This is a genomic window from Streptomyces herbicida, assembly GCF_032656585.1.
GTDB classification, from domain to species: Bacteria; Actinomycetota; Actinomycetes; order Streptomycetales; family Streptomycetaceae; genus Streptomyces; species Streptomyces herbicida.
Genome location: NZ_JAUYWJ010000028.1, coordinates 21,941 through 44,104, shown reverse-complemented (window position 1 = coordinate 44,104; position 22,164 = coordinate 21,941). Strand labels below are relative to the sequence as shown.

The window sequence follows — 22,164 nt, the reverse complement described above, 5'->3', positions numbered from 1 at the left end:
ACTCCGGGCGGACGCCGGGAGTTCGACGCCAGGACCTGGGCCGGGCCGTCTCAGTCCCACGATCCCTGTGCGGGCGGCAGCTGGGCCAGCGCCGTCAGGTCCTCCTGGGTCAGCCGCACGTCCACCGCGTCCGCGTTCTCCGCCGCCCACCGGCAGCGCTTGGTGCCCGGCACCGGGACCACATGACGGCCCTGGGACAGCACCCACGCCAGCGCCACCTGCGCGGGCGTGACCTCCTCCCCGTGCCGGCGGGCCACCCGGCGCAGGCCCGCGACGATCGGCTGGTTGGCGGCCATCATCTCGGCCGTGAAGCGGGGGTGGCGGGCCCGCAGGTCGTCGGGCTCGAACCCCTCGCCCGGAGTGAGCGTGCCGGTCAGGAACCCGTTGCCCAGCGGCATCGCCGCCAGGAAGCCGATGCCCCGCGCCTCGCACCACGGCAGCAGCGCGTCCAGGGCCTCCGGCGACCACACCGACAGCTCGGCCTGCACCGCGCTCACCGGGAAGACCTGCTGCACCCGCTTGAGCTGCCGCAGCGTCGCGTCGTGCAGCCGCGCGCCGAACCGCCGTCCGCCCCGCGCGCCCATCGCACACAGACCCAGCGCACGCACCTTCCCGGCCCGCACCAGCTCCGCCATCGCGCCCCAGGTCTCCTCGACGGGGACCTCCGGGTCGGCGCGGTGCAGTTGATAGAGGTCGATCACGTCCGTCTGCAGCCTGCGCAGCGAGGCGTCGCAGGCCCGCTTCACATATCCGGGCCGCCCATTGGCCACGATGTGCTGATCGCCCACCAGCAGGCCCACCTTCGTCGACACGAAGGCGTCCGCGCGCCGCTCCTTCAGTACCCGGCCCAGCAACAGCTCGTTGGTGAACGGGCCGTACATGTCGGCCGTGTCCAGCAGCGTCGAGCCCAGGTCCAGCGCCCGGTGCACCGCCCTGAGCGACTCGTCCCCCCGCTGCCGTGACCCGCTGTAGGCCCAGCTCATCGGCATGCATCCAAGTCCGACGGCCCCCACCGCGAGCGCCCCCGCGCCGATCGTCCTGCGCTCCACCTGCTCGTGAACCTCCCTCTGCCGGCCCCCAACCTAACCTCTGCCTGCTCGGGTGCCTGACATAGCCTCCTGACCATGACTTCAGACGTGTGGCTTCCCATTCCGCCGCAGGACATCGAGGGGCTTCCCGACGGGCTGAACTACCTGTTCTGGGACGGGGGCAAGGACGGGAATCAGGCGTTTCCCGGCGATCCCGCGGATTGTGTGGTGTACGTGGTGCCGTACATGAAGCGCCAGACCGTCAAGGTGCGCCCCCTGGAGCTGATGCGGAACCTCCAGGTCGTGCAGACCCTCACGGCCGGCGTCGACGACGTCACCGCGCGGCTGTCGTCCATCGTGCCCGGCGTCCGGCTCTGCAATGCACGCGGTGTGCACGAGGCGAGCACCGCCGAGCTCGCGCTCACCCTCACCCTCGCCGCCCTGCGCGGCATCCCGAAGTTCGTCCTCGCGCAGCAACAGGGCCAGTGGCAGAGCGAGTTCCATCCCGCTCTCGCCGACAAGTCCGTCCTCATCGTCGGCTACGGTGCCATCGGCTCCGCCATCGAGGACCGGCTCGTGCCCTTCGAGGTGGCGCGGGTGGCGCGCGTCGCGCGCTCCGAGCGCACCACGGCGCGCGGTCCGGTGCACCCGCTCACCGAACTGCCCGCTCTGCTTCCGGAAGCGGACGTCGTCATCCTGTCCACGCCGCTGACGGAGTCCACGAGGGGGCTGGTCGACACCGAGTTCCTGGCCCGGATGAAGGACGGGGCGCTGCTCGTGAATGTCGCCCGCGGACCGGTCGTCGACACCAAGGCCCTGCTCACGGAGCTGGAGACCGGGCGGCTCGGCGCGGCCCTCGACGTCACCGACCCGGAGCCGCTGCCCCCGGGGCATCCCCTGTGGCAGGCGCCCGGCGTGCTCATCAGCCCGCACGTCGGCGGGCCCACCTCGGCCTTCCTGCCGCGCGCCGAGCGGCTGCTGGTGGACCAGTTGCACCGGTTCGTGAACCGGGAGCCCCTGCGCAACGTGATCCTTACAACGGGCTCCACCGGCGCATGACGACGGGCGCAACGGGCGTGTAATCCGCTTCGGGTACCCTCCGCAATCTTCCGGACGCGGTGTGTGCGCGCATTGCCGCTGATCGTCACGGAGCGTAGAGAAGCTATGTCCCTGAGTGACGAGACTGGTGTATCGTCCCGACAGGGGCTGCGCCGTGCACCGTTCGGCGCCGGGGATGGACATTTCAGATATGTGAGGGGGGCGACGGGCGATGCACGGCCTATGGACGAACGATCCGACGCGGCGGAGCCGCCGGCGGCGACCCTGGCGCACGACCGCGCGCAGACGCGGCCACCACAGCAGCCATCACCACCACCGCAAGCCCAGCGGACGCAGGAGGCATGCGCACCCAGCGCACCGGGACCCGAGGGACTCCGGAGCGAAGCGGACCGGGAGCTCCCGGTGAGCCCGCCGCCCGCTGTGACGACCACCCTCAACGGGACGCTGCGGGCGCAGCCTCCGTCGGGGACGCCGCTGCCCCGGCCGCCGGCTCTCGGCGGTGGGTCCGGCCTGGTCCACCAACTCGTCCTGGCCCTGGTGAGCGCGGGATACGCCGTCGGTTCCGCGCTCGGCTGGGGTTCGAACGAAGTCGCGCTGATCATGGGTGACTTCGGACTGACCGCCGCGGCGGGCACCGCCGCCGTCTCGTGCTTCTTCTACGCGCGCACGCCCCGGGTCCGCTTTCGACCCGCCTGGCTGCTGTTCGCCCTCTCCTCGGCGATGGCGGCCCTGGGCAACGCGGTCTGGGGGTGGTACGAGGTCGTCCTGGACGAGCCCGTGCCCAGCCCCAGCTACGCCGATCTGTTCTTCCTGTGCTTCGCGCCGCCCGCCATCGTGGGGCTGCTGGTGCTGGCCAAGCGGCCGGTGACGAAGGCGGGATGGATCTGCCTGGCGCTCGACGCCTGGCTGATCGGCGGCTCGCTGCTCACCCTCTCCTGGAGTCTGGCGCTCGCCCAGGCGGCCAGGTTCGACGGGCCGAGCGTGGCGCACACCGCGTTGTCGCTGGCGTATCCGCTGCTCGACATCGCTTTGGTCAGCATGGTGCTCGCGCTGCACTTCCGGCGCTCGCCCGGCAACCGCACGGCGGTCAACACCGCCATCGGCGCGCTCGCCCTGACCGTGCTGTGCGATGCCCTGTTCACCTCGCCGCTGCTGCACAGCAGCTACCACTCCGGCCAGCTGCTCGACGCGGGCTGGTTCGCCGGTTCACTGCTCCTCGCGTACGCGCCCTGGTCCGCACCCTGGCGCCACGGCCGGCCGGAGCCGGACCGGCACGGCGGCGACGGGCACACGCGCGTGATCCACGAGCACGTGCCCGGCCAGCGTGCCGCCGGTCACCCGCAGGCGCCACCGCCCGCCCAGGGGGGTGATCACAGCCGGTATCCGGCCGGCCGGCCCATCACCGGCTCGCTGGCCGCGCTCACCCCGTATCTGGCCGCGGCCGTGTGCACGCTCGGCATCCTGTACAACGTCCTCAACGGCCGCAGTCCCGACCACGTAGTGCTCATCACCGCCGGTGCCGTCGTGCTCGCGCTCGTCGTGCGCCAGGGCATCATGCTGCTCGACAACATCACGCTCACCCAGGAACTGGCCCAGAAGGAGAACCACTTCCGCTCCCTGGTCCAGGGCTCCAGCGACGTCATCATGATCGCCGCGCCCAACGGCATCCTCCGCTACGTCTCCCCGGCCGCCGCCGGGGTCTACGGCCGGTCCGCGGAGGACCTGGTGGGCACGGAACTGGCCAATCTCATCCACCCGGAGGATCTGGGCTGCGTGGTGCACGAGGTGCGCCGGTTCCTCGCCGCCAGCCCCCTGGAAGAAGCGACCACCCGCATCGAGTGCCGGTTCCGGTCCGGCGAGGGCGGCTGGCTCAACGTCGAGTCCACGGTCAACCGCCACCACGGCGGCCTCATCTTCAACAGCCGGGACGTGACCGAGAGAGTGCGGCTGCAGGCGCAGCTCCAGCACAACGCCGAGCACGACCCGCTCACGGACCTGCCCAACCGCGCGCTGTTCACCCAGCGTGTGCAGCAGGCCGTGTCCGGCCGCCGCGCCTCCGACCGCGGCGCCCATCTGCGCGGCACCGCCGTCCTCTTCATCGACCTGGACGGATTCAAGGCCGTCAACGACACCATCGGGCACCAGGCCGGGGACGAGCTGCTCGTCCAGGCCGCCCGCAGACTCCACGACGCGGTGCGGCACGGGGACACCGCCTCCCGGCTGGGCGGCGACGAGTTCGCGGCCCTGATCGTCGGGGACGGCACCCGTGACCGCAGTGCCCGGGAGCGGCACATCCTGGAGCTCGCCGACCGCCTCAGGGTGACCCTCTCCCAGCCGTATCTGATTGACGGCAACGATGTCCGTGTCAACGCCTCCATCGGCGTCGCCTTCGCCGAGCAGGGCCTGGGAGCGGGCGAGCTGCTGCGCAATGCCGACCTCGCCATGTACCGCGCGAAGTCGGCCGGAAAGGGCCGCGTCGAGCTGTACAAGCCGCAGATGCAGCAGGACGTCGTACGGAAGGCGGAGCTCGCCACGCGCCTGCGTGCGGCGCTGCACGACGGCGAGTTCGCCCTGCTGCACCAGCCAGTGGTGTGCCTCGCCAACGGCCGGATCACCGCGGTCTCCGCGCAGGCGCGCTGGCGCTCCTCCCAGGGGGTGCTGTTCACCCCGGCCGAGTTCCTGCGGGTCGCCGAGGACAGCGACAAGACCTCCGAACTGGACCGCTGGATCCTGGAGGAGGCCGTGGAGCAGGCCGCCGAACGCGCCGCGACCGGGCTCGCCGTGCCCGTGGGCGTGCGCATGTCCGCCCGGCGGCTGCTCGACCGGTCGATGCCGCTCGGCTCGGTGGAGGCTCTGCTCACCCGGCACGGGCTGCCGTCCGGCTCGCTGGTGATCGAGCTGTCCGACACCGACCCCCGGGTCTCCCTGGACGAGCTGGAGCGCAGGCTCGGTGCGCTCAAGCGGCTGGGCGTCCGGATCGCGCTGGACGGCTTCGGCAGCGGCTACGCGGCGATCACCGCCCTGCGGCGGCTCCCCGTCGACGTGCTGAGACTCGACCGCAGTCTGGTCGAGGGCGTCGTCGAGTCCGCGCGGCTGCACAAGATCACCAATGGGCTGCTGCGCATCGCCGCCGACCTGGGCATGCAGTCCGTTGCCGAGGGTGTGGATCTCCCGGAGCAGGTGGTCGCGCTGCGCTCGATGGGCTGCACGCACGGGCAGGGCATGGCGTTCGCCGGGGCGCTCGACGAGTACCGGCTGCGCCGGGCGCTCGGATCCGGCCAATATCCGGTTCCGCTCGGACCGGCCGAGCCGGCGTTCGCGGGCGGCGGCGCGGGGGTGTACACAAGTGGTGTGCCCGCTGTCTTCGGAGGCGGAAGTGCCCTTCGCTCACATAATGAGACTCCCGTCCCACCCACTTGACACGTGGTGCGCGTCGGGGGGAGGGTCAGTGCCATGCGCACCCGAATTCTCGTACTTGGACAGCGCGTCGGCTGAGCTGGGACCCACCGGAGGACGATCCGGAATCCCCAGCGACCACACCGGCGCGCTCCCCTCGCTTGCCTTTTGGCACGAGGGGTTTTTTGTTGCACCAGCACCATCCGTACGGATGTGAAAACCCGTACGAACCTCGCTAAAACCCTCAGCATCGAGAAGAGAATGCCGATGACCGAGCAGGCCACCGGGGCCCACCATCCGCAGCCGCGGCCCCGTTCCGGAGGACAACAGTCCGCGACCGTCGAGCACGTCACGGGTGCGCAGTCCCTCATCCGTTCGCTTGAGGAGGTCGGCGCTGACACGGTATTCGGCATTCCGGGTGGCGCGATCCTGCCGGCGTACGACCCGCTGATGGACTCCACCAGGGTGCGCCACGTCCTGGTCCGCCACGAGCAGGGGGCCGGTCACGCGGCCACGGGCTATGCGCAGGCCACCGGCAAGGTCGGCGTCTGCATGGCGACCTCGGGCCCGGGTGCGACGAACCTGGTCACGCCGATCGCCGACGCGCACATGGACTCGGTGCCGCTCGTGGCGATCACCGGCCAGGTCGCGTCCAGGGCCATCGGCACGGACGCCTTCCAGGAGGCGGACATCGTCGGCATCACGATGCCCGTCACGAAGCACAACTTCCTGGTCACCAAGGCCGAGGACATCCCGCGGGTGATCGCGCAGGCGTTCCACATCGCCTCCACCGGACGCCCCGGCCCGGTCCTGGTCGACATCGCCAAGGACGCCCTCCAGGCGAAGACCGTCTTCTCCTGGCCGCCCACCATGGACCTGCCCGGCTACCGGCCCGTCACCAAGCCGCACGCCAAGCAGATCCGCGAGGCCGCCAAGCTGATCACCTCCGCCAAGCGACCCGTCCTCTACGTCGGCGGCGGCGTCCTCAAGTCGCACGCCACCGCGGAGCTCAAGGTCCTCGCCGAGCTCACCGGAGCGCCCGTCACCACCACCCTGATGGCGCTCGGCGCGTTCCCCGACAGCCACCCGCTGCACGTGGGAATGCCGGGCATGCACGGTTCGGTCACCGCCGTCACCGCGCTGCAGAAGGCCGACCTGATCGTCGCCCTCGGAGCCCGCTTCGACGACCGCGTCACCGGCAAGCTGGACAGCTTCGCCCCGTACGCCAAGATCGTCCACGCCGACATCGACCCCGCCGAGATCGGCAAGAACCGCGCCGCCGACGTCCCGATCGTCGGTGACGCCCGCGAGGTGCTGGCCGACCTGATCCAGGCCGTCCAGAAGGAGCACAGCGAGGGCCACAAGGGCGACTACACCGCCTGGTGGAAGGACCTCAGCCGCTGGCGCGACACCTACCCGCTCGGCTACGACCAGCCCGAGGACGGCTCGCTGTCCCCGCAGCAGGTCATCGAGCGCATCGGCCGGCTCGCCCCGGAGGGCACGATCTTCGCGGCGGGCGTCGGCCAGCACCAGATGTGGGCCGCGCACTTCATCCAGTACGAGAAGCCCGCCACCTGGCTGAACTCCGGCGGCGCCGGGACGATGGGCTACGCGGTTCCGGCCGCGATGGGCGCCAAGGCGGGCGCGCCGGACCGTGCGGTCTGGGCGATCGACGGCGACGGCTGCTTCCAGATGACCAATCAGGAACTCACCACCTGCGCCCTGAACAACATCCCGATCAAGGTCGCCATCATCAACAACGGCGCCCTCGGGATGGTCCGCCAGTGGCAGACCCTCTTCTACAACCAGCGTTACTCCAACACGGTTCTGCACAGCGGCCCGGGCGACGTCAACCCGGACGCCAGGGGCACCCGCGTCCCCGACTTCGTGAAGCTGTCGGAGGCCATGGGCTGCTACGCGATCCGCTGCGAGAGCCCGGAGGACCTGGACAAGGTCATCGAAGAGGCGAACTCCATCAACGACCGGCCCGTCGTCGTCGACTTCATCGTCCACGAGGACGCGATGGTGTGGCCGATGGTCGCCGCAGGCACCTCCAACGACGAGATCATGGCCGCCCGGGACGTCCGCCCGGACTTCGGCGACAACGAAGACGACTGAGCGAGAGAGACCACAGAGAAATGTCCAAGCACACGCTCTCCGTCCTGGTGGAGAACACGCCGGGCATCCTGGCCCGGATCGCCGCCCTCTTCTCGCGCCGTGGCTTCAACATCGACTCGCTCGCGGTCGGTGTCACCGAGCACCCCGACATCTCCCGCATCACCATCGTGGTGAACGTCGAGGACCTGCCGCTGGAGCAGGTCACCAAGCAGCTCAACAAGCTCGTCAACGTGCTGAAGATCGTCGAGCTGGAGCCGACGCAGGCCGTTCAGCGCGAACTCGTTCTGGTGAAGGTGCGCGCCGACAACGAGACGCGCTCCCAGATCGTCGAGATCGTCCAGCTGTTCCGTGCCAAGACCGTCGACGTCTCCCCGGAGGCCGTGACCATCGAGGCCACCGGGAGCACCGACAAGCTCACCGCCATGCTCAAGATGCTGGAGCCGTACGGCATCAAGGAACTGGTCCAGTCCGGCACGATCGCGATCGGCCGCGGCGCCCGCTCGATCACGGACCGCTCGCTGCGCGCTCTGGACCGATCCGCGTAAGGCTGAGTACGGGCGGTCTCGCGCCGCCCGTATGCCGAGACCCCGAAACTTCACTTCCGCCCGCCGTCATACGGTGGGAGCAACATCTGCACACCAAGGAGAGAACCCAAAGTGGCCGAGCTGTTCTACGACGCTGACGCCGACCTGTCCATCATCCAGGGCCGCAAGGTCGCGGTCATCGGCTACGGCAGCCAGGGCCACGCGCACGCCCTGTCGCTGCGCGACTCCGGTGTCGACGTCCGTGTCGGTCTGCACGAGGGCTCCAAGTCCAAGGCCAAGGCCGAGGAGCAGGGCCTGCGCGTGGTGAGCCCGGCCGAGGCCGCCGCCGAGGCCGACGTCATCATGATCCTCATCCCGGACCCGATCCAGGCCCAGGTCTACGAGGAGTCCATCGCCCCGAACCTGAACGACGGCGACGCGCTGTTCTTCGCCCACGGCTTCAACATCCGCTTCGGCTTCATCAAGCCCCCGGCCGGTGTCGACGTCGCCCTGGTCGCCCCGAAGGGCCCGGGACACCTGGTCCGCCGCCAGTACGAGGAGGGCCGCGGCGTTCCCGCGATCGCCGCCGTCGAGCAGGACGCCACCTCAGGCGCCTTCGACCTGGCCCTGTCGTACGCCAAGGCGATCGGCGGCACCCGCGCCGGCGTCATCAAGACGACCTTCACCGAGGAGACCGAGACCGACCTGTTCGGTGAGCAGGCCGTGCTGTGCGGTGGCACCTCCGCCCTGGTCAAGGCCGGCTTCGAGACCCTGGTCGAGGCGGGCTACCAGCCGGAGATCGCCTACTTCGAGTGCCTGCACGAGCTGAAGCTGATCGTCGACCTCATGTACGAGGGCGGCCTGGAGAAGATGCGCTGGTCCGTCTCCGAGACCGCCGAGTGGGGCGACTACGTCACCGGCCCGCGCATCATCACGGACGCCACCAAGGCCGAGATGAAGCAGGTCCTCACCGAGATCCAGGACGGCACCTTCGCCCAGAACTGGATGGACGAGTACCACGGCGGTCTGAAGAAGTACAACGAGTACAAGAGCCAGGACTCCGAGCACCTGCTGGAGACCACCGGCAAGCAGCTGCGCAAGCTGATGAGCTGGGTGAACGAGGAGGCGTAAGCCTCAGGGCAGGGGCTGGGGCATGACGCTCCGGCCCCGTTGTCCATCCCGTCCAGCCACGGACGGGTGATCCTTCCGCAGAGGCGCAAGATGACCTCCGCCACGCAACTACACTGCTGCTCAACATACGCGTCAGGCCCACAGCGTCGTGCGTCTTCCGCGGCTAGCCCCTCCTCCGCCTGCGGCCGTTGGGACGGCCGTCCGCATGCTTTGGACTTGTGAGGACCTCACGTGAGCTCGAAACCTGTCGTACTCATCGCTGAAGAGCTGTCGCCCGCGACCGTGGACGCACTCGGCCCCGACTTCGAGATCCGGCACTGCAACGGCGCCGACCGCGCCGAGCTGCTCCCCGCCATCGCCGAGGTGGACGCGATCCTGATCCGTTCCGCCACCAAGGTCGACGCCGAGGCGATCGCCGCCGCCAAGAAGCTGAAGGTCGTCGCGCGAGCCGGCGTCGGCCTGGACAACGTCGACGTCTCGTCCGCCACCAAGGCCGGCGTGATGGTCGTCAACGCCCCCACCTCCAACATCGTGACCGCCGCCGAGCTGGCCTGCGGCCTGATCCTCGCCACCGCCCGCAACATCCCGCAGGCCAACGCCGCGCTGAAGAACGCCGAATGGAAGCGCAGCAAGTACACGGGCGTGGAGCTGGCCGAGAAGACGCTGGGCGTCGTGGGCCTGGGCCGCATCGGTGCCCTCGTCGCACAGCGCATGTCCGCGTTCGGCATGAAGGTCGTCGCGTACGACCCCTACGTCCAGCCCGCGCGCGCGGCGCAGATGGGCGTGAAGGTCCTCTCGCTGGACGAGCTCCTCGAGGTCGCCGACTTCATCACCGTGCACCTGCCGAAGACCCCCGAGACCCTCGGCCTGATCGGCGAGGACGCGCTGCGCAAGGTCAAGCCGAGCGTGCGCATCGTCAACGCGGCGCGCGGCGGGATCGTCGACGAGGAGGCGCTGTACTCGGCGCTCAAGGAGGGCCGCGTCGCGGGCGCCGGTCTGGACGTCTACGCGAAGGAGCCGTGCACCGACTCCCCGCTGTTCCAGTTCGACCAGGTCGTCTGCACCCCGCACCTCGGCGCCTCCACCGACGAGGCCCAGGAGAAGGCGGGCATCGCCGTCGCCAAGTCCGTCCGCCTCGCCCTCGCCGGTGAGCTGGTCCCGGACGCGGTGAACGTGCAGGGCGGTGTCATCGCCGAGGACGTCAAGCCGGGTCTGCCGCTCGCGGAGCGTCTCGGCCGCATCTTCACCGCGCTCGCGGGCGAGGTCGCGGTCCGCCTCGACGTCGAGGTGTACGGCGAGATCACCCAGCACGACGTGAAGGTGCTGGAGCTGTCCGCGCTCAAGGGCGTCTTCGAGGACGTCGTCGACGAGACGGTGTCGTACGTCAACGCGCCGCTGTTCGCCCAGGAGCGCGGTGTCGAGGTCCGGCTGACCACCAGCTCCGAGGCGACCGACCACCGCAATGTCGTGACCGTGCGCGGCACGCTCGGCAGCGGCGAGGAGGTGTCGGTCTCCGGCACCCTGGCCGGCCCGAAGCACCTGCAGAAGATCGTCGCGGTCGGCGACTACGACGTCGACCTCGCGCTCGCCGAGCACATGGTCGTCCTGCGCTACGAGGACCGTCCGGGTGTCGTCGGCACCGTCGGCCGGATCCTCGGCGAGGCGGGCATCAACATCGCCGGCATGCAGGTCGCCCGCGCGGTGGCCGGTGGCGAGGCGCTCGCGGTGCTGACGGTCGACGACACGGTTGCCGCCGGCGTGCTGACCGAGGTTGCCGAGGAGATCGGGGCGACGTTCGCTCGTTCCGTGAACCTGGTCTGAGGTGACCGTCCCTGGGGGCTGCCGCCCCCAGACCCCGGCTTCGGCCTGAGCGGCCTCGTCCTCAGACGCCGGACGGGCTGGTTGATGCCGACCGGGGTGACAAAGCGCCGGGCGGGCTGGATCAACCAGCCCGCCCGGCGCTTTTGTGTGCCGCGTCAGTCGGCGACCGGCACCTGCTCCGGGCCCTCCGCCGCCTCCTGCTCTCGCAGGTGGATCCGGCGCAGGGTCAGCGCCGCCCCGGCCGCCGCCCCCGCGAGGAGCACCGCCCCGGCGATCGCCGCGCCCTGCATCCCGTTGACGAACGCCTCCCGTGCCGTCGTGACCAGGGCGTCGCCGGTGTGGCCCGGAAGCCGGGCGGCGGTCGCCAGCGCGCCACCCAGGGTCTCGCGGGCCGCGACCGGGGCCGAGTCCGGGATCTCGTGGCGGTAGAGAGCCGTGCCGATGGAGCCGAGGACCGCCATACCGAGTGCGCCGCCGAACTCGGTGCCGGTCTCCAGGAGGGAGGAGGCCGTGCCCGCCCGCTCGACGGGGGCGGTGCCCATCGCGAGGTCGGTCAGTTGGGACATGACCACCACGACCCCACAGGCCAGGACGCCGGCTGCGGCGAGCGCGAGCCACAGGGAGTCGGGGCCGACGAGGGCGAGCATCGCGTATCCGCCCGCCGTGATGGCGAAGCCGGCGGCGACGACGTACCCCCGGTCGGCGCCCTTCTGGACGATCTGCGCCGTCACCGGTGCGGCCACGCCGATGAACACCGACGGGAGCAGGCTCCACAGCGCTGCCTCGAGCGGGCTCTTGCCGAGGACCGACTGCAGGTACTGGGTGGTGAAGATGGCCGAGCCCATCATGCCGAAGGCGGAGATGAGGGTCAGGACCACCGCCGGGGTGAATCCGTGGCCGCGGAACAGGGCCGACGGGATCAGCGGGGAGGCCGCGGTGCGCTGCCGGCGGACGAACAGCGCGGTGAAGAGCAGACCGACGGCGATCGAGGCGCCGTAGCGCGGCTCCCAGCCCTCGGACGGGATCTCCTTCAGGCCGTAGATCACGGGGAGCACGGCGGCCATCGACAGGGGGACGCTCGGCCAGTCGAAGCGGCCGGGGTTCGGGTTCTTCGACTCGGGGAGCAGGAACGGGCCGAGGACCAGCAGCAGCGCCATCGCGGGCAGGTTGACCAGGAAGACCGAGCCCCACCAGAAGTGCTCGACGAGTACGCCGCTCATCACCGAGCCGAGCGCGATCCCGCCCGTCATCACGCCGGACCACAGGCCGATCGCCTTCGCGCGCTGGCCGGGGTCGGTGAACATCGTGCGCAGCATGGCCATGGTCGACGGCATCAGGGTGGCGCCGCCGATGCCGAGGACCGCGCGGGCGGCGATCAGGGTCTCGGCGCTGTTCGCGTAGGCCGCAAGGAGCGAGGCGGCACTGAAGGCGGCGGCGCCCATGAGCAGGAGCCGGCGGCGGCCGATGCGGTCGCCGAGCGAGCCCATCGTCATGAGCAGGCCGGCCAGGACGAAGCCGTAGATGTCGAAGATCCACAGCTGCTGTGTGCCGGTCGGCCGCAGGTCCGCGCTGATGGCCGGGACCGCGAAGTAGAGGACCGAGACGTCCATCGAGACCAGCAGCAGCGGAAGCATCAGCACACCGAGCGCCGTCCATTCGCGGCGGCCGGCACGGGCGGTCGGGGTCGTGGTGGTGCTCGTCGTGTTCGTCATGACAGCGAATGTACAAGTGTCTTAAACGCTTGTCTAGAACGCTTGTATAAGTCATGCGTCTAGGACGCTTGTATGGATCCGGCGGTAGGCTGGTCCGCATGGGACACCGTGAAGATCTGCTCGAAGGCGCCAAGCGCTGCCTTCTGGAGAAGGGGTTCGCGCGCACCACGGCGCGCGACATCGTCAAGGAGTCGGGGACGAACCTGGCCTCGATCGGCTATCACTACGGCTCGAAGGACGCGCTCCTTGCGCAGGCGTACATCGCGATGGTGGAGGAGATGTCCTTCGAGGGTGACGGGGACGCCGGGATCAGCGGTGCGCCCGGTTCGCTGGAGCGGTTCCGCGAGGTGTGGTCGAACATCGCCGACTCCATGCGGGACCCCGGCTCCATCTGGCGGCTCAGCATGGAGGTCATGACCATCGACCTGCCCGAGGTGCGCGACCATCTGGCCCGAGCCCAGCGGGAGGGCGGGCGCGGCCTGGTCGCTCTGCTCATGGGCATCCCGGAGGAGGAGGTGTCCGACGAGACCGCCGACACCCTGGGCCGGTTCTACATGACGCTGATGTCGGGCCTCATCGCCCAGTGGACCTTCGACCCGAAGACCGCACCGGACGGGGCCGCGCTCACCGAGGGCCTGCGCCGGATCATCGAAGCCGCCACCAGGATGTGACGCGTCCGTCGCACAGGAGGTGACCGCGCCGGGGACCTGCCGGCCGGGCCCCTTCCAGAGCCGGGCCCCTCTAGAGCCGGGCACCCTTGAGCGCCATGTGCAGCAGCAGCCGGTCCTCCCCGTCGTCGAGGTCCAGGCCCGTCAGCTGCTCCACCCGGGACAGGCGGTAGTACAGGGTCTGGCGGTGGATGCCCAGCTGGGCGGCAGTGCGGCCGGCCTGGCCCGCGCGGTCGAGGTACACCTCGGCGGTGCGGGCCAGCTCCTGGTGGGCGGGCGCGAGCAGCGGGGCCACCGCCCGGTCGTGGGCCGCTTCGGAGGGCAGCGAGGTCAGCAGCCGGTACGGCCCGATCTGCGCCCACTCGGCGACCGGCCCGAACTGCGGCTCCGCCAGCGCCGCCCGGGCCGCCCCCACCGCCTCGTGCCAGGCGGTCCCCAGCTCGGCGAGCCCGAGGCGCGGGGCGGCGATCCCGGCGGCCGCGACGGACCCACCGTCCGCCGTGCCCTTCCCCCTGCTCCCGCTCGCGTCCCCGGCCCGCTCCAGCAGCCGCCCCGCCGCCGAGACCGCCGGGGTCACCGTGTCCGTGGAGCGCAGCCGCACCAGCAGGGCCAGTGACTGCGCGGACGTACCCCAGGGCACGGTGCACAGGGCCGTGGCGCCCGGCAGGGTGCGTACCGACGGCGCGTCCTCGGGGTCGGCCGAGGGCCAGGGGGCCACGCACACCACCGTGTGCGGGCCGTCCGCGCGGCCGCCCAGGGCCGTGCGGAGCTCGGCCACCGCCATGTCCCGCTGCCAGCCGGGCTCGGCGGTCAGCACGGCCCGCAGCTCCCGGGTGAGGTCGGCCCCGGCCTGCGCCTCGTCGGCGAGCAGCGCGCCGATACGGGCCGTGACCGCCATGGCCGCGGTCAGCTGCTGCTCGCTCGGGCCCGGATCGTCGTCCAGGAGCCAGACGTAACCGAGGACGACACCCCGATGGCGTACCGGAAGGCAGATTCGTCCCCGGTACACCCCCGCCTCCGGGGTGGGCGGGATGCGGACGGGTCCCGTCGCCCGGGTGATGCCGAAGCCCTCGAACCACCTCCGGACCGCCGCCGTGGAGCGCCGGGTCAGGATCGAGCGGGTGCGGACCGGGTCCAGGGCCGAGGGGTCCAGCTCGCCCTCGCTGTCGTACGCGCCGAAGGTGATCAGCTCGAAGTCGCGGTTCTCCAGCGTCGCAGGCGCGTCCAGGAGTTCCGAGATCTCGTCGACCAGCTCCTGGTAGTCACCCTTGTAATCGGCCGTCACACGGGCATTCTCCCGCATTTCCGTACGGCCTTCATACAACTGTCTGAGATCCGGGGAACGGATGCGTGACAGCTGTCGATGGCAGACGATCGGAGGGATCCTTAGGTTTCACGGTGGTTCTCCGTGCCGTACCCAAAAAATCATCTGCTTCGGGTCGGCATTCCGTAGGTCTTGTTGTGGAGGTGCCCCGTGCTGGGTCCCGTGATTCTCGCCGCGTCGCGCAGCGACCGGATGCGACGCCTGATCTCGGCGGCCCCGGTGACCAAGCAGGTCGTCGACCGCTTCATCCCCGGCGAGACCGTCGACGAGATCGTCCCGATCATCCAGGACCTCACCACCAAGGGCCTGGAACTGACCATGGACGTCGTCGGCGAGGACATCACCACCCCCGGGCAGGCCACCGCCGCCCGGGACGCGTACCTGCAGCTCATCGAGCGTCTCAAGGACCTGGAACTCGGCCCGAAGGTCGAGATGTCGGTCAAGCTCTCGATGTTCGGCCAGGCGCTGGAGGGCGGCCACGAGCTCGCCCTGGAGAACGTCCGCCCGGCGGTCGAGGCCGCCGCCGCGATCGGCACCACGGTCACCCTCGACGCCGAGGACCACACCACCCTCGACTCGATGTTCGCCATCCACGAGGAGCTGCGGAAGGACTTCCCGCAGACCGGCTGCGTCATCCAGGCCTACCTCTTCCGCACCGAGGCCGACGCCCGCCGCCTCGCCGCGGCCGGCAGCCGGGTGCGGCTCGTGAAGGGCGCGTACAAGGAGCCCGCCGAGGTCGCGTACCAGCAGAAGCACGAGATCGACAAGGCGTACGTCCGCATCCTGAAGACTCTGATGGAGGGCGAGGGGTACCCGATGATCGGCTCCCACGACCCGCGGCTGATCTCCATCGCCCAGGAGCTCGCGCACCAGGCCGGGCGCAAGATGGACGAGTACGAGTTCCAGATGCTCTACGGCATCCGCAGCGACGAGCACCTGCGCCTGGCCGCCGAGGGCCACCGCATGCGCGTCTACACCGCCTACGGCACCGACTGGTACGGCTACTTCATGCGGAGGCTCGCTGAGAAGCCGGCCAACCTGCGCTTCTTCGTTCGCAGCATGATCACCAAGGGCTGAGCCCGAACACCCGCTCACGTACAAGGAGTCAAGGATCTCATGGACGCTGTGACCCAGGTCCCCACCCCCGTCAACGAGCCGGTGCACGGCTACGCCCCCGGCTCGCCCGAGCGCGCCCGGCTGGAGGTCAAGCTCAAGGAGCTGGCCGAGAACCCGATCGAGCTGCCGATGACCATCGGCGGGGAGAAGCGGATGGGCGGCGGCGAGGCCTTCCAGGTCGTCCAGCCGCACAACCACAAGTCCGTCATCGGCACGCTCCGCAACGCCACCCAGCAGGACGCGCAGGACGCCATCGACGCGGCCCTGGCCGCCGCTCCGGCCTGGCGCGCGATGTCCTTCGACGACCGCGCGGCGATCATCCTGCGCGCCGCCGAGCTGCTGGCCGGCCCCTGGCGCGAGACCATCGCCGCCTCCACCATGCTCGGCCAGTCCAAGACCGCCCAGCAGGCCGAGATCGACAGCCCCTGTGAGCTGGTCGACTTCTGGCGCTTCAACGTCCACTACGCCCGCCAGATCCTGGCCGAGCAGCCCCCGGCCAACTCCCCGGGCGTCTGGAACCGCCTCGACCACCGCCCGCTCGAGGGCTTCGTCTACGCGATCACGCCGTTCAACTTCAGCGCCATCGCCGCGAACCTGCCCACCGCCCCCGCGCTGATGGGCAACGTGGTGGTCTGGAAGCCGTCCCCGACCCAGACCCACGCCGCCGTGCTGCTCATGCAGCTCCTGGAGGAGGCCGGTCTGCCCAAGGGCGTCATCAACCTCGTCACCGGTGACGGCATCGAGGTCTCCAAGGTCGCCCTGGTCCACCGCGACCTCGCCGGTATCCACTTCACCGGCTCGACCAGGACCTTCCAGTACCTGTGGAAGACGGTCGGCAACAACATCGAGAAGTACCGTGCCTACCCGCGTCTGGTCGGCGAGACCGGCGGCAAGGACTTCCTGGTCGCGCACCCGAGCGCCGACCGTGCCGTCCTGAAGACGGCCCTGACCCGCGGTGCCTTCGAGTACCAGGGCCAGAAGTGCTCGGCCACCTCCCGCGCGTACATCCCGGCCTCCATCTGGAACTCCGGCTTCAAGGAGGAGTTCGCGGCCGAGGTCGACTACCTGACCATGGGTGACGTCACCGACCTGTCGAACTTCATCGGCGCCGTGATCGACGACCGTGCCTTCGCCAAGAACAAGGCCGCCATCGACCGCGCCAAGGAGGACCCGACCTGCACGATCGTCGCGGGCGGCTCCTACGACGACTCGGTCGGCTACTTCGTCCGCCCGACCGTCATCGAGTGCACCGACCCGGAGAACGAGGTCTTCCGCACCGAGTACTTCGGCCCGGTCCTCGGCGTCTACGTCTACGAGGACGACCAGTACGACGAGATGCTGGAGCAGATGGAGTCCGTTTCCGACTACGCGCTCACCGGCTCGGTCGTCTCCAACGACCGTGCCGCGGCCGCGTACACGATGGAGAAGCTCCGCTACGCGGCGGGCAACTTCTACATCAACGACAAGTCGACCGGCGCCGTGGTCGGCCAGCAGCCCTTCGGCGGCGGCCGCGCCTCCGGCACCAACGACAAGGCCGGCGCCCCGCAGAACCTGCTGCGCTGGACCCTGACCCGCGCCATCAAGGAGACGCTGGTCGCGCCGACCGACTACACCTACCCGCACATGGGCTGACCAGCCCTCCCGAGCACGGGCCGGGAAGCCTGACCCCCGAGCAGGCTTCCCGGCCCGTTCCCAACTCCCGGCACACTGGTCCCATGACGGTGGGGACGGACGACGGCGCACGGCTGTGGGCCGCACGGTCACCCGGTGACGGCGACCCACTGGTGCTGTGCCACGGCGGGCCGGGCCTGTGGGACATGTTCGGCGACATGGCCGAGCTGCTGGCCGGTGTGACGCCGGTCGTCCGCTGGGACCAGCGTGGCTGCGGGCGCTCGGAGCGGGTCGACGGACCCTGGACGAGCGACCGGTTCGTGGCCGATCTGGAGGCCGTACGACGGCACTTCGGGCTGGAGCGGATGACGCTGCTCGGCCATTCCTGGGGCGCGCAGCTGGCGTTGAGCCATGCACTGGCGCACCCGGAGCGGGTGAGTGCGCTGGTGTATGTGTCCGGGATCGGCATCGGGCCGGACGCCGACTGGCAGGGAGCCTTCCACGAGAACCTCCGCGCGCGGCTCGCGGAGCACCCCGAACGTCTCGCCCGCTGGCGGGAGTTGGGAGATCGCCCGGTCCGGACGCAGGACGAGGAGCGGGAGCGGTCGGTGCTGCAGTGGTCGGCCGAGTTCGAGGACCGGGAGCGCGCGCTGGAGCACGCCGGGCGGATGGCCGATCCGTGGTTCGGGATCAACCATGCGTGCAGCGGTGCCCTGAACGACGAACGCATGCGGACGTGGGGCACCCCGGAGCTGTACGCCGCCTGCCGGTCCCTGGACGTACCGGTGCTGATCATTGACGGCGCCCGGGACCTGCGCCCCCGCACGGCCGTCGACTCCCTGGAGCGCGCCCTGCCGCGGGTACGCCGGGTGATCCTGCCGGATGCCGGGCATCTGCCGTGGGTGGAGGACCCGGAGGGCTTCCGGGCGGCGCTCAGGCCGGGGAGGGCAGGTAGCGGTCGAGAAAGTCCCGCATGAGCCCGGCGATCTGATCCGCGTGGGTCTCCAGGGCGAAGTGTCCGGCGGGGAGCAGATGCACCTCGGCCTTCGGCAGGTCCCGCTGGAAGGCGAGCGCGCCGGCGGGCACGAAGATCTCGTCGTGCGCGCCCCAGACGGCGAGGAGCGGGACCTGGCTGTCGCGGAAGTACGCGTGGAAGGCCGGGTACAGCGCGAAGTTGGCGCCGTAGTCGGAGATCAGGTCGAGCTGGATCTCGGGCCGGCCGGGCCGGGCCATCAGTGCCGCGTCGTGCTCGTACGCGTCCGGGCTGACCAGTGACGGGTCCGGAACGCCGTGCAGGTACTGCCACTTGATCCCGTCCGGGCTGCTGATCTCCCGCACGGGTGCCTCGGTCTCCGGTGTCCGCTCCGCTATCAGTGCGAGCACCGGCGCCCAGGCCTGCTCGCCCAGCCCCTCCTCGTACGCGTTGCCGTTCTGCGTGACGATCGCGGTCACCCGGTCCGGGTGGGCCAGTGCCAGGCGCAGGCCGATCGGGGCGCCGTAGTCCTGGATGTAGAGGGCGTACTCCTTCAGCCCCAGCTGTTCGGTGAACTCCCCGGTGATCGCGGCCAGTTCGTCGAAGGTGTAGCTGAACTCCGCGGCCGACGGGGCGGCCGAGCGCCCGAAGCCGATGTGGTCGGGGGCTATCACCCGGTAGCTGTCGGCGAGCAGCGGGATCAGGTCGCGGAACATGTGCGAGCTGCTGGGGAATCCGTGCAGGAGCAGCAGGACCGGGGCGTCTGCGGGGCCCGCCTCGCGGTAGTGGACGTCGAGGTCGCGGACGGTCGTGGCGCGGTGATGGACCTGGTGTGTGGTCATGGGCGGCAGTCCACCACACCCGTGTCTAACCAGTCAAGTAGATTTAGAGGGTTAGACGCCGGAGCGGTGAAGGCGATACTCGATCCATGACCACCCGCCTTCGCACCGCCCACACCGCCGACCTCACCCCCGCCGAACTCCGAGCCGTCCGCGCCCTCCTCCATGACGCCTTCGACGGCGAGTTCGACGACGAGGACTTCGAGCACGGCCTCGGCGGCATCCACGCCCTGGTGCACGACGGCTCCGGGCTCGCCGCCCACGGGTCGGTGGTGATGCGGCGCGCCCGGCATCGCGGGCGCTGGCTGCGGGTCGGCCATGTCGAGGCCGTCGGCGTGCGGCCCGACGTGCGCCGTGCCGGACTGGGCGGGCGGGTGATGGAGGCGCTGGAGCGCTTCGTCGACCGGGCCTACGACCTCGGTGCGCTGTCCGCGAGCGACGACGGCGCCCGGCTCTACGCGGCCCGCGGCTGGCGGCCCTGGACGGGCCGTGTCTCCGCGCTCTCCCCGGAAGGCGTCGTCCATCTGCCGGAGGAGGAAGGGAGCGTCTACTTGCGCCCCGCGCTCGCCGGTCCGCTCGACCCCGGCCATGGACTGGTCTTCGACTGGCGCGACGGGGACGTGCTCTGACAGGAGTAGTGGCCCCTCCACCCCTCGCGTGGCGAAAGCGCAGCTCAGGGCGGTGTGACGCAATCCGCCGTCTCAGATAGTAGGAAGTCCGAGTAATTGTGGAGACAGAAGCGCGTCCCTCGCTTAGTTTTGTAGAAGCCGAACGTCTCGCTCGATCAAGCGAATGGCGGTCGTGAGCCGGGCCTCGTGCAGGCAACCCCTGCGGCACCGCTCCCCGCCCCTTCCGGCGTCTCGTATCCCCCCTGCCGAACTCCAGGTTTGTCGAAGGAGTCGATTTCTCATGGCCGAGACGACCGTCCGCCGCCGAGTCCGCCACGTGTCCCGCACGAGCGAGTCCGACCGCAAGAACGCCGCCGACGCGCTGCAGCGCGCCCTCGACCGCCGTGACAACGGCGGCGAGACCGGCCACTGAGCCGCTCACCTCACGTGTTACACGTGCCACTCGTCCGCTCGCGTGGCCCGTGCGACACCCCACAGCCGGGAGCCGCACCCGATCGGGGTGCGGCGTGGCCTCATCCGCCGCGCCGCACCTCGAAGTGGTCGATCCGCTCCCCGCTCTGCGCCAGCGCCGACACCCTCAGCCTCGGGGTCGTACCCGCCTCCGCCTCCACCGAGAGGAAGGAGAAGCCGGTGTACCGCACCCTCGACCACTCGACCGTCTCCGCGCCGGGGTTCTGGGACTTCGTCCAGTGGAAGGTCTTCACCGCGTCGTGCCGGGTGACGTGCCCCTCGTAGCTGTCCTTGACGCCCGAGGGGAACGAGTAGAGGTTCCGGCCGCCGCCGCCCGCGGTCACGTACACGATCCCGTCGCGCGCGGGATCCGTCGACGCACCGATCGGTACGGACCTGCCGACCTCACCCTTCCTGATCGCGTCCGTCCGCTCGTACACATGGTTGTGCCCGTTGATCACCAGGTCCACCTGGTGCTTGGCGAACAGCGGCAGCCACTCCTTGCGGACGCCGCCGTCGGAGGCGTGCTGGGAAGTCGAGTACGCGCAGTGGTGGAAGAAGACGACCACGAAGTCGACCCCCTTCGCCGCCCGCAGCTCACCGAGCTTCCGGTCCAGCCACTGCGTCTGCCGGCCCTGGGTGAACCCGAGGTTGGCGGGGATCTCGTACGACACGTCGTTGGCGTCGAGCGCCACGAAGCCGACGTTGCCGTAGGTGAACGCGTACACGCCCGGCGCATGGCGCGGGTCGAAGCCGCTGTCCGGGAGGGAGAAGCGGGCCACCTGGCCGCCGTAGCCCTCCGGTGAGTACCAGGCCTCCATGTCGTGGTTGCCGGTGGTCACCATCCACGGCACCGACTTCGCCACCGACTCGGTCTGCTTCAGGAACAGGTCCCAGAAGCGGGGGTCGTACCCGTCCGACTCCTTGCCGGCGCCATTGACGTCCGCGTAGCAGATGTCGCCCGCGTGCAGGTGGAAGGCCGGCTTCTGGCGCAGCAGCAGATGGTCGTTGGCGCTCGCGCTCGTGCCCACACCCTGGTCGCCGAAGGCGGTGAACACGAACCGCTCCGGGGTCGCGGGGGCCGTACGGAAGGAGGCGATCGTCGACCGGTGAAGAGGGGAGACCGGGTCCCAGCCGTCGTGGCCGACGCCGTAGTAGTACGTGGTGCCGGGCTTCAGGCCGTCCAGGGCCGCGTGCACGTAGTACTGCTCGACCGCCGACCGCACCCCTTGCACGCCCGGTGTGTGCAGGGCGCGTACCTCGGCCTCGATACGGCGGCCCAGGTCGTCGGGGCGCAACCCGACCCGTACGAACGGCTTGTGGACCGCGAACGGCACCTGCCAGGAGATCCGCATCCGGGTCTTCGGGTCCGAACCGAAGGCGAGGTGGCGGCCGAAGGGGCGGACCGCGGAGCCGCGGACCCGCGAGGTCGCCGTGGCCGGCGCCGCGTTCGCCGTCGTGCTGCCGGACGCCGTCGAGCAGCCGGCCAGCAGCCCGCCCGCCACCGCGCCCGCCGTCACCAGGGTGCGGCGCCGGGTGAACCGGGTGTGCAGGTACTCGTACTGCTCGGCCATGCTCATCCGGCGGGCCAGTTGTGGCGGAATGCCGACGTCGGGGGTCTCCATGCAGGTGAACTTCCCAGCGAACCCCAACGCCCGCTACACATACGGGTGAACGGCATCCAACGGGATGACGCCGTCCCTCTTTCGGGGTGTCCGGATGGCGGACAGACTGTGTCATCCCATGGGACGAGGAGTAGGGTGCC

Annotated in this window: 17 protein-coding genes; 12 read left to right on the top strand and 5 right to left on the bottom strand. The window is 70.3% G+C overall.

The window, feature by feature from the left end; genetic code table 11:
* Window positions 1–50: 50 nt before the first annotated feature.
* Entirely contained in the window at window positions 51–1,049 is a 999-nt protein-coding gene (locus Q8A52_RS40900) for an aldo/keto reductase (protein ID WP_316761665.1), read from the bottom strand.
* Between the two features lie 75 nt (window positions 1,050–1,124).
* On the opposite strand from Q8A52_RS40900, the gene Q8A52_RS40895 reads away from it, so the two are divergent.
* The 6 genes from Q8A52_RS40895 to serA all read left to right on the top strand — a co-directional run bounded on the left by Q8A52_RS40895 (window position 1,125) and on the right by serA (window position 11,077).
* Window positions 1,125–2,087 carry a 2-hydroxyacid dehydrogenase gene (locus tag Q8A52_RS40895; protein ID WP_316761663.1) on the top strand — a complete coding sequence of 321 codons (963 nt, stop codon included), beginning with the start codon at window positions 1,125–1,127 and terminating at the stop codon, window positions 2,085–2,087.
* Between the two features lie 402 nt (window positions 2,088–2,489).
* Window positions 2,490–5,507, top strand: coding sequence for a putative bifunctional diguanylate cyclase/phosphodiesterase (locus Q8A52_RS40890; protein WP_316761661.1), 3,018 nt, complete (start codon window positions 2,490–2,492; stop codon window positions 5,505–5,507).
* A gap of 243 nt (window positions 5,508–5,750) precedes the next feature.
* The gene (locus Q8A52_RS40885) at window positions 5,751–7,601 is read left to right on the top strand and encodes an acetolactate synthase large subunit (RefSeq protein WP_316761660.1); all 1,851 of its coding nucleotides are present in this window, start codon (window positions 5,751–5,753) and stop codon (window positions 7,599–7,601) included.
* 20 nt (window positions 7,602–7,621) lie between these two features.
* Entirely contained in the window at window positions 7,622–8,146 is a 525-nt protein-coding gene (gene ilvN / locus Q8A52_RS40880) for an acetolactate synthase small subunit (RefSeq protein WP_316761657.1), read from the top strand.
* Between the two features lie 111 nt (window positions 8,147–8,257).
* On the top strand, window positions 8,258–9,256 hold the full coding sequence (ilvC, locus tag Q8A52_RS40875) for a ketol-acid reductoisomerase (RefSeq protein ID WP_316761654.1): 999 nt from the start codon (window positions 8,258–8,260) through the stop codon (window positions 9,254–9,256).
* Window positions 9,257–9,487: 231 nt separating this feature from the next.
* Window positions 9,488–11,077, top strand: a complete 1,590-nt coding sequence (gene serA / locus Q8A52_RS40870; protein ID WP_316761652.1) for a phosphoglycerate dehydrogenase — start codon at window positions 9,488–9,490, stop codon at window positions 11,075–11,077.
* 155 nt (window positions 11,078–11,232) lie between these two features.
* Here serA and Q8A52_RS40865 read toward each other — a convergent pair whose 3' ends face one another.
* Window positions 11,233–12,789 carry an MFS transporter gene (locus Q8A52_RS40865; protein WP_316761649.1) on the bottom strand — a complete coding sequence of 519 codons (1,557 nt, stop codon included), beginning with the start codon at window positions 12,787–12,789 and terminating at the stop codon, window positions 11,233–11,235.
* A 98-nt stretch (window positions 12,790–12,887) separates the two neighbouring features.
* On the opposite strand from Q8A52_RS40865, the gene Q8A52_RS40860 reads away from it, so the two are divergent.
* Complete coding sequence (locus Q8A52_RS40860; RefSeq protein ID WP_316761647.1) at window positions 12,888–13,460, top strand: TetR/AcrR family transcriptional regulator; 573 nt, start codon at window positions 12,888–12,890, stop codon at window positions 13,458–13,460.
* A gap of 70 nt (window positions 13,461–13,530) precedes the next feature.
* Here the strand turns inward: Q8A52_RS40860 and Q8A52_RS40855 are convergent, their stop codons facing one another.
* Window positions 13,531–14,760: a PucR family transcriptional regulator gene (locus tag Q8A52_RS40855; RefSeq protein ID WP_316761644.1), complete on the bottom strand. Its 1,230-nt coding sequence runs from the start codon at window positions 14,758–14,760 to the stop codon at window positions 13,531–13,533.
* Window positions 14,761–14,931: 171 nt separating this feature from the next.
* Between Q8A52_RS40855 and Q8A52_RS40850 the strand changes: the two genes are divergently transcribed.
* From Q8A52_RS40850 to Q8A52_RS40840, 3 genes are all read left to right on the top strand, one after another.
* The gene (locus Q8A52_RS40850; protein WP_316761642.1) at window positions 14,932–15,858 is read left to right on the top strand and encodes a proline dehydrogenase family protein; all 927 of its coding nucleotides are present in this window, start codon (window positions 14,932–14,934) and stop codon (window positions 15,856–15,858) included.
* Window positions 15,859–15,897: 39 nt separating this feature from the next.
* Window positions 15,898–17,529 carry an L-glutamate gamma-semialdehyde dehydrogenase gene (gene pruA / locus Q8A52_RS40845; RefSeq protein ID WP_316761641.1) on the top strand — a complete coding sequence of 544 codons (1,632 nt, stop codon included), beginning with the start codon at window positions 15,898–15,900 and terminating at the stop codon, window positions 17,527–17,529.
* Window positions 17,530–17,612: 83 nt separating this feature from the next.
* Complete coding sequence (locus tag Q8A52_RS40840; protein ID WP_316761639.1) at window positions 17,613–18,485, top strand: alpha/beta fold hydrolase; 873 nt, start codon at window positions 17,613–17,615, stop codon at window positions 18,483–18,485.
* On the opposite strand, the gene Q8A52_RS40835 is transcribed toward Q8A52_RS40840, so the two are convergent.
* Window positions 18,442–19,323 carry an alpha/beta fold hydrolase gene (locus Q8A52_RS40835; protein ID WP_316761636.1) on the bottom strand — a complete coding sequence of 294 codons (882 nt, stop codon included), beginning with the start codon at window positions 19,321–19,323 and terminating at the stop codon, window positions 18,442–18,444. The two genes, Q8A52_RS40840 and Q8A52_RS40835, sit on opposite strands and share 44 nt — an antisense overlap.
* Before the next feature lie 86 nt (window positions 19,324–19,409).
* Between Q8A52_RS40835 and Q8A52_RS40830 the strand changes: the two genes are divergently transcribed.
* Both Q8A52_RS40830 and Q8A52_RS40825 read left to right on the top strand, forming a co-directional pair.
* A complete protein-coding gene (locus Q8A52_RS40830) occupies window positions 19,410–19,949 on the top strand; it encodes a GNAT family N-acetyltransferase (RefSeq protein ID WP_316761634.1) in 540 nt (179 codons plus the stop codon).
* Window positions 19,950–20,229: 280 nt separating this feature from the next.
* On the top strand, window positions 20,230–20,361 hold the full coding sequence (locus Q8A52_RS40825; protein WP_107481103.1) for a hypothetical protein: 132 nt from the start codon (window positions 20,230–20,232) through the stop codon (window positions 20,359–20,361).
* Window positions 20,362–20,461: 100 nt separating this feature from the next.
* Here the strand turns inward: Q8A52_RS40825 and Q8A52_RS40820 are convergent, their stop codons facing one another.
* Entirely contained in the window at window positions 20,462–22,024 is a 1,563-nt protein-coding gene (locus Q8A52_RS40820; protein ID WP_316761628.1) for a purple acid phosphatase family protein, read from the bottom strand.
* Window positions 22,025–22,164 lie beyond the last annotated feature (140 nt).

Coding starts and splice junctions, on each gene's coding strand:
- Q8A52_RS40895 (WP_316761663.1), top strand. CDS start 1,125: ATGACTTCAGACGTGTGGCTTCCCATTCCGCCGCAGGACATCGAGGGG.
- Q8A52_RS40885 (WP_316761660.1), top strand. CDS start 5,751: ATGACCGAGCAGGCCACCGGGGCCCACCATCCGCAGCCGCGGCCCCGT.
- ilvN (WP_316761657.1), top strand. CDS start 7,622: ATGTCCAAGCACACGCTCTCCGTCCTGGTGGAGAACACGCCGGGCATC.
- Q8A52_RS40865 (WP_316761649.1), bottom strand. CDS start 12,789: ATGACGAACACGACGAGCACCACCACGACCCCGACCGCCCGTGCCGGC.
- Q8A52_RS40860 (WP_316761647.1), top strand. CDS start 12,888: ATGGGACACCGTGAAGATCTGCTCGAAGGCGCCAAGCGCTGCCTTCTG.
- Q8A52_RS40855 (WP_316761644.1), bottom strand. CDS start 14,760: ATGCGGGAGAATGCCCGTGTGACGGCCGATTACAAGGGTGACTACCAG.
- pruA (WP_316761641.1), top strand. CDS start 15,898: ATGGACGCTGTGACCCAGGTCCCCACCCCCGTCAACGAGCCGGTGCAC.
- Q8A52_RS40840 (WP_316761639.1), top strand. CDS start 17,613: ATGACGGTGGGGACGGACGACGGCGCACGGCTGTGGGCCGCACGGTCA.
- Q8A52_RS40835 (WP_316761636.1), bottom strand. CDS start 19,323: ATGACCACACACCAGGTCCATCACCGCGCCACGACCGTCCGCGACCTC.
- Q8A52_RS40830 (WP_316761634.1), top strand. CDS start 19,410: ATGACCACCCGCCTTCGCACCGCCCACACCGCCGACCTCACCCCCGCC.
- Q8A52_RS40825 (WP_107481103.1), top strand. CDS start 20,230: ATGGCCGAGACGACCGTCCGCCGCCGAGTCCGCCACGTGTCCCGCACG.
- Q8A52_RS40820 (WP_316761628.1), bottom strand. CDS start 22,024: ATGGAGACCCCCGACGTCGGCATTCCGCCACAACTGGCCCGCCGGATG.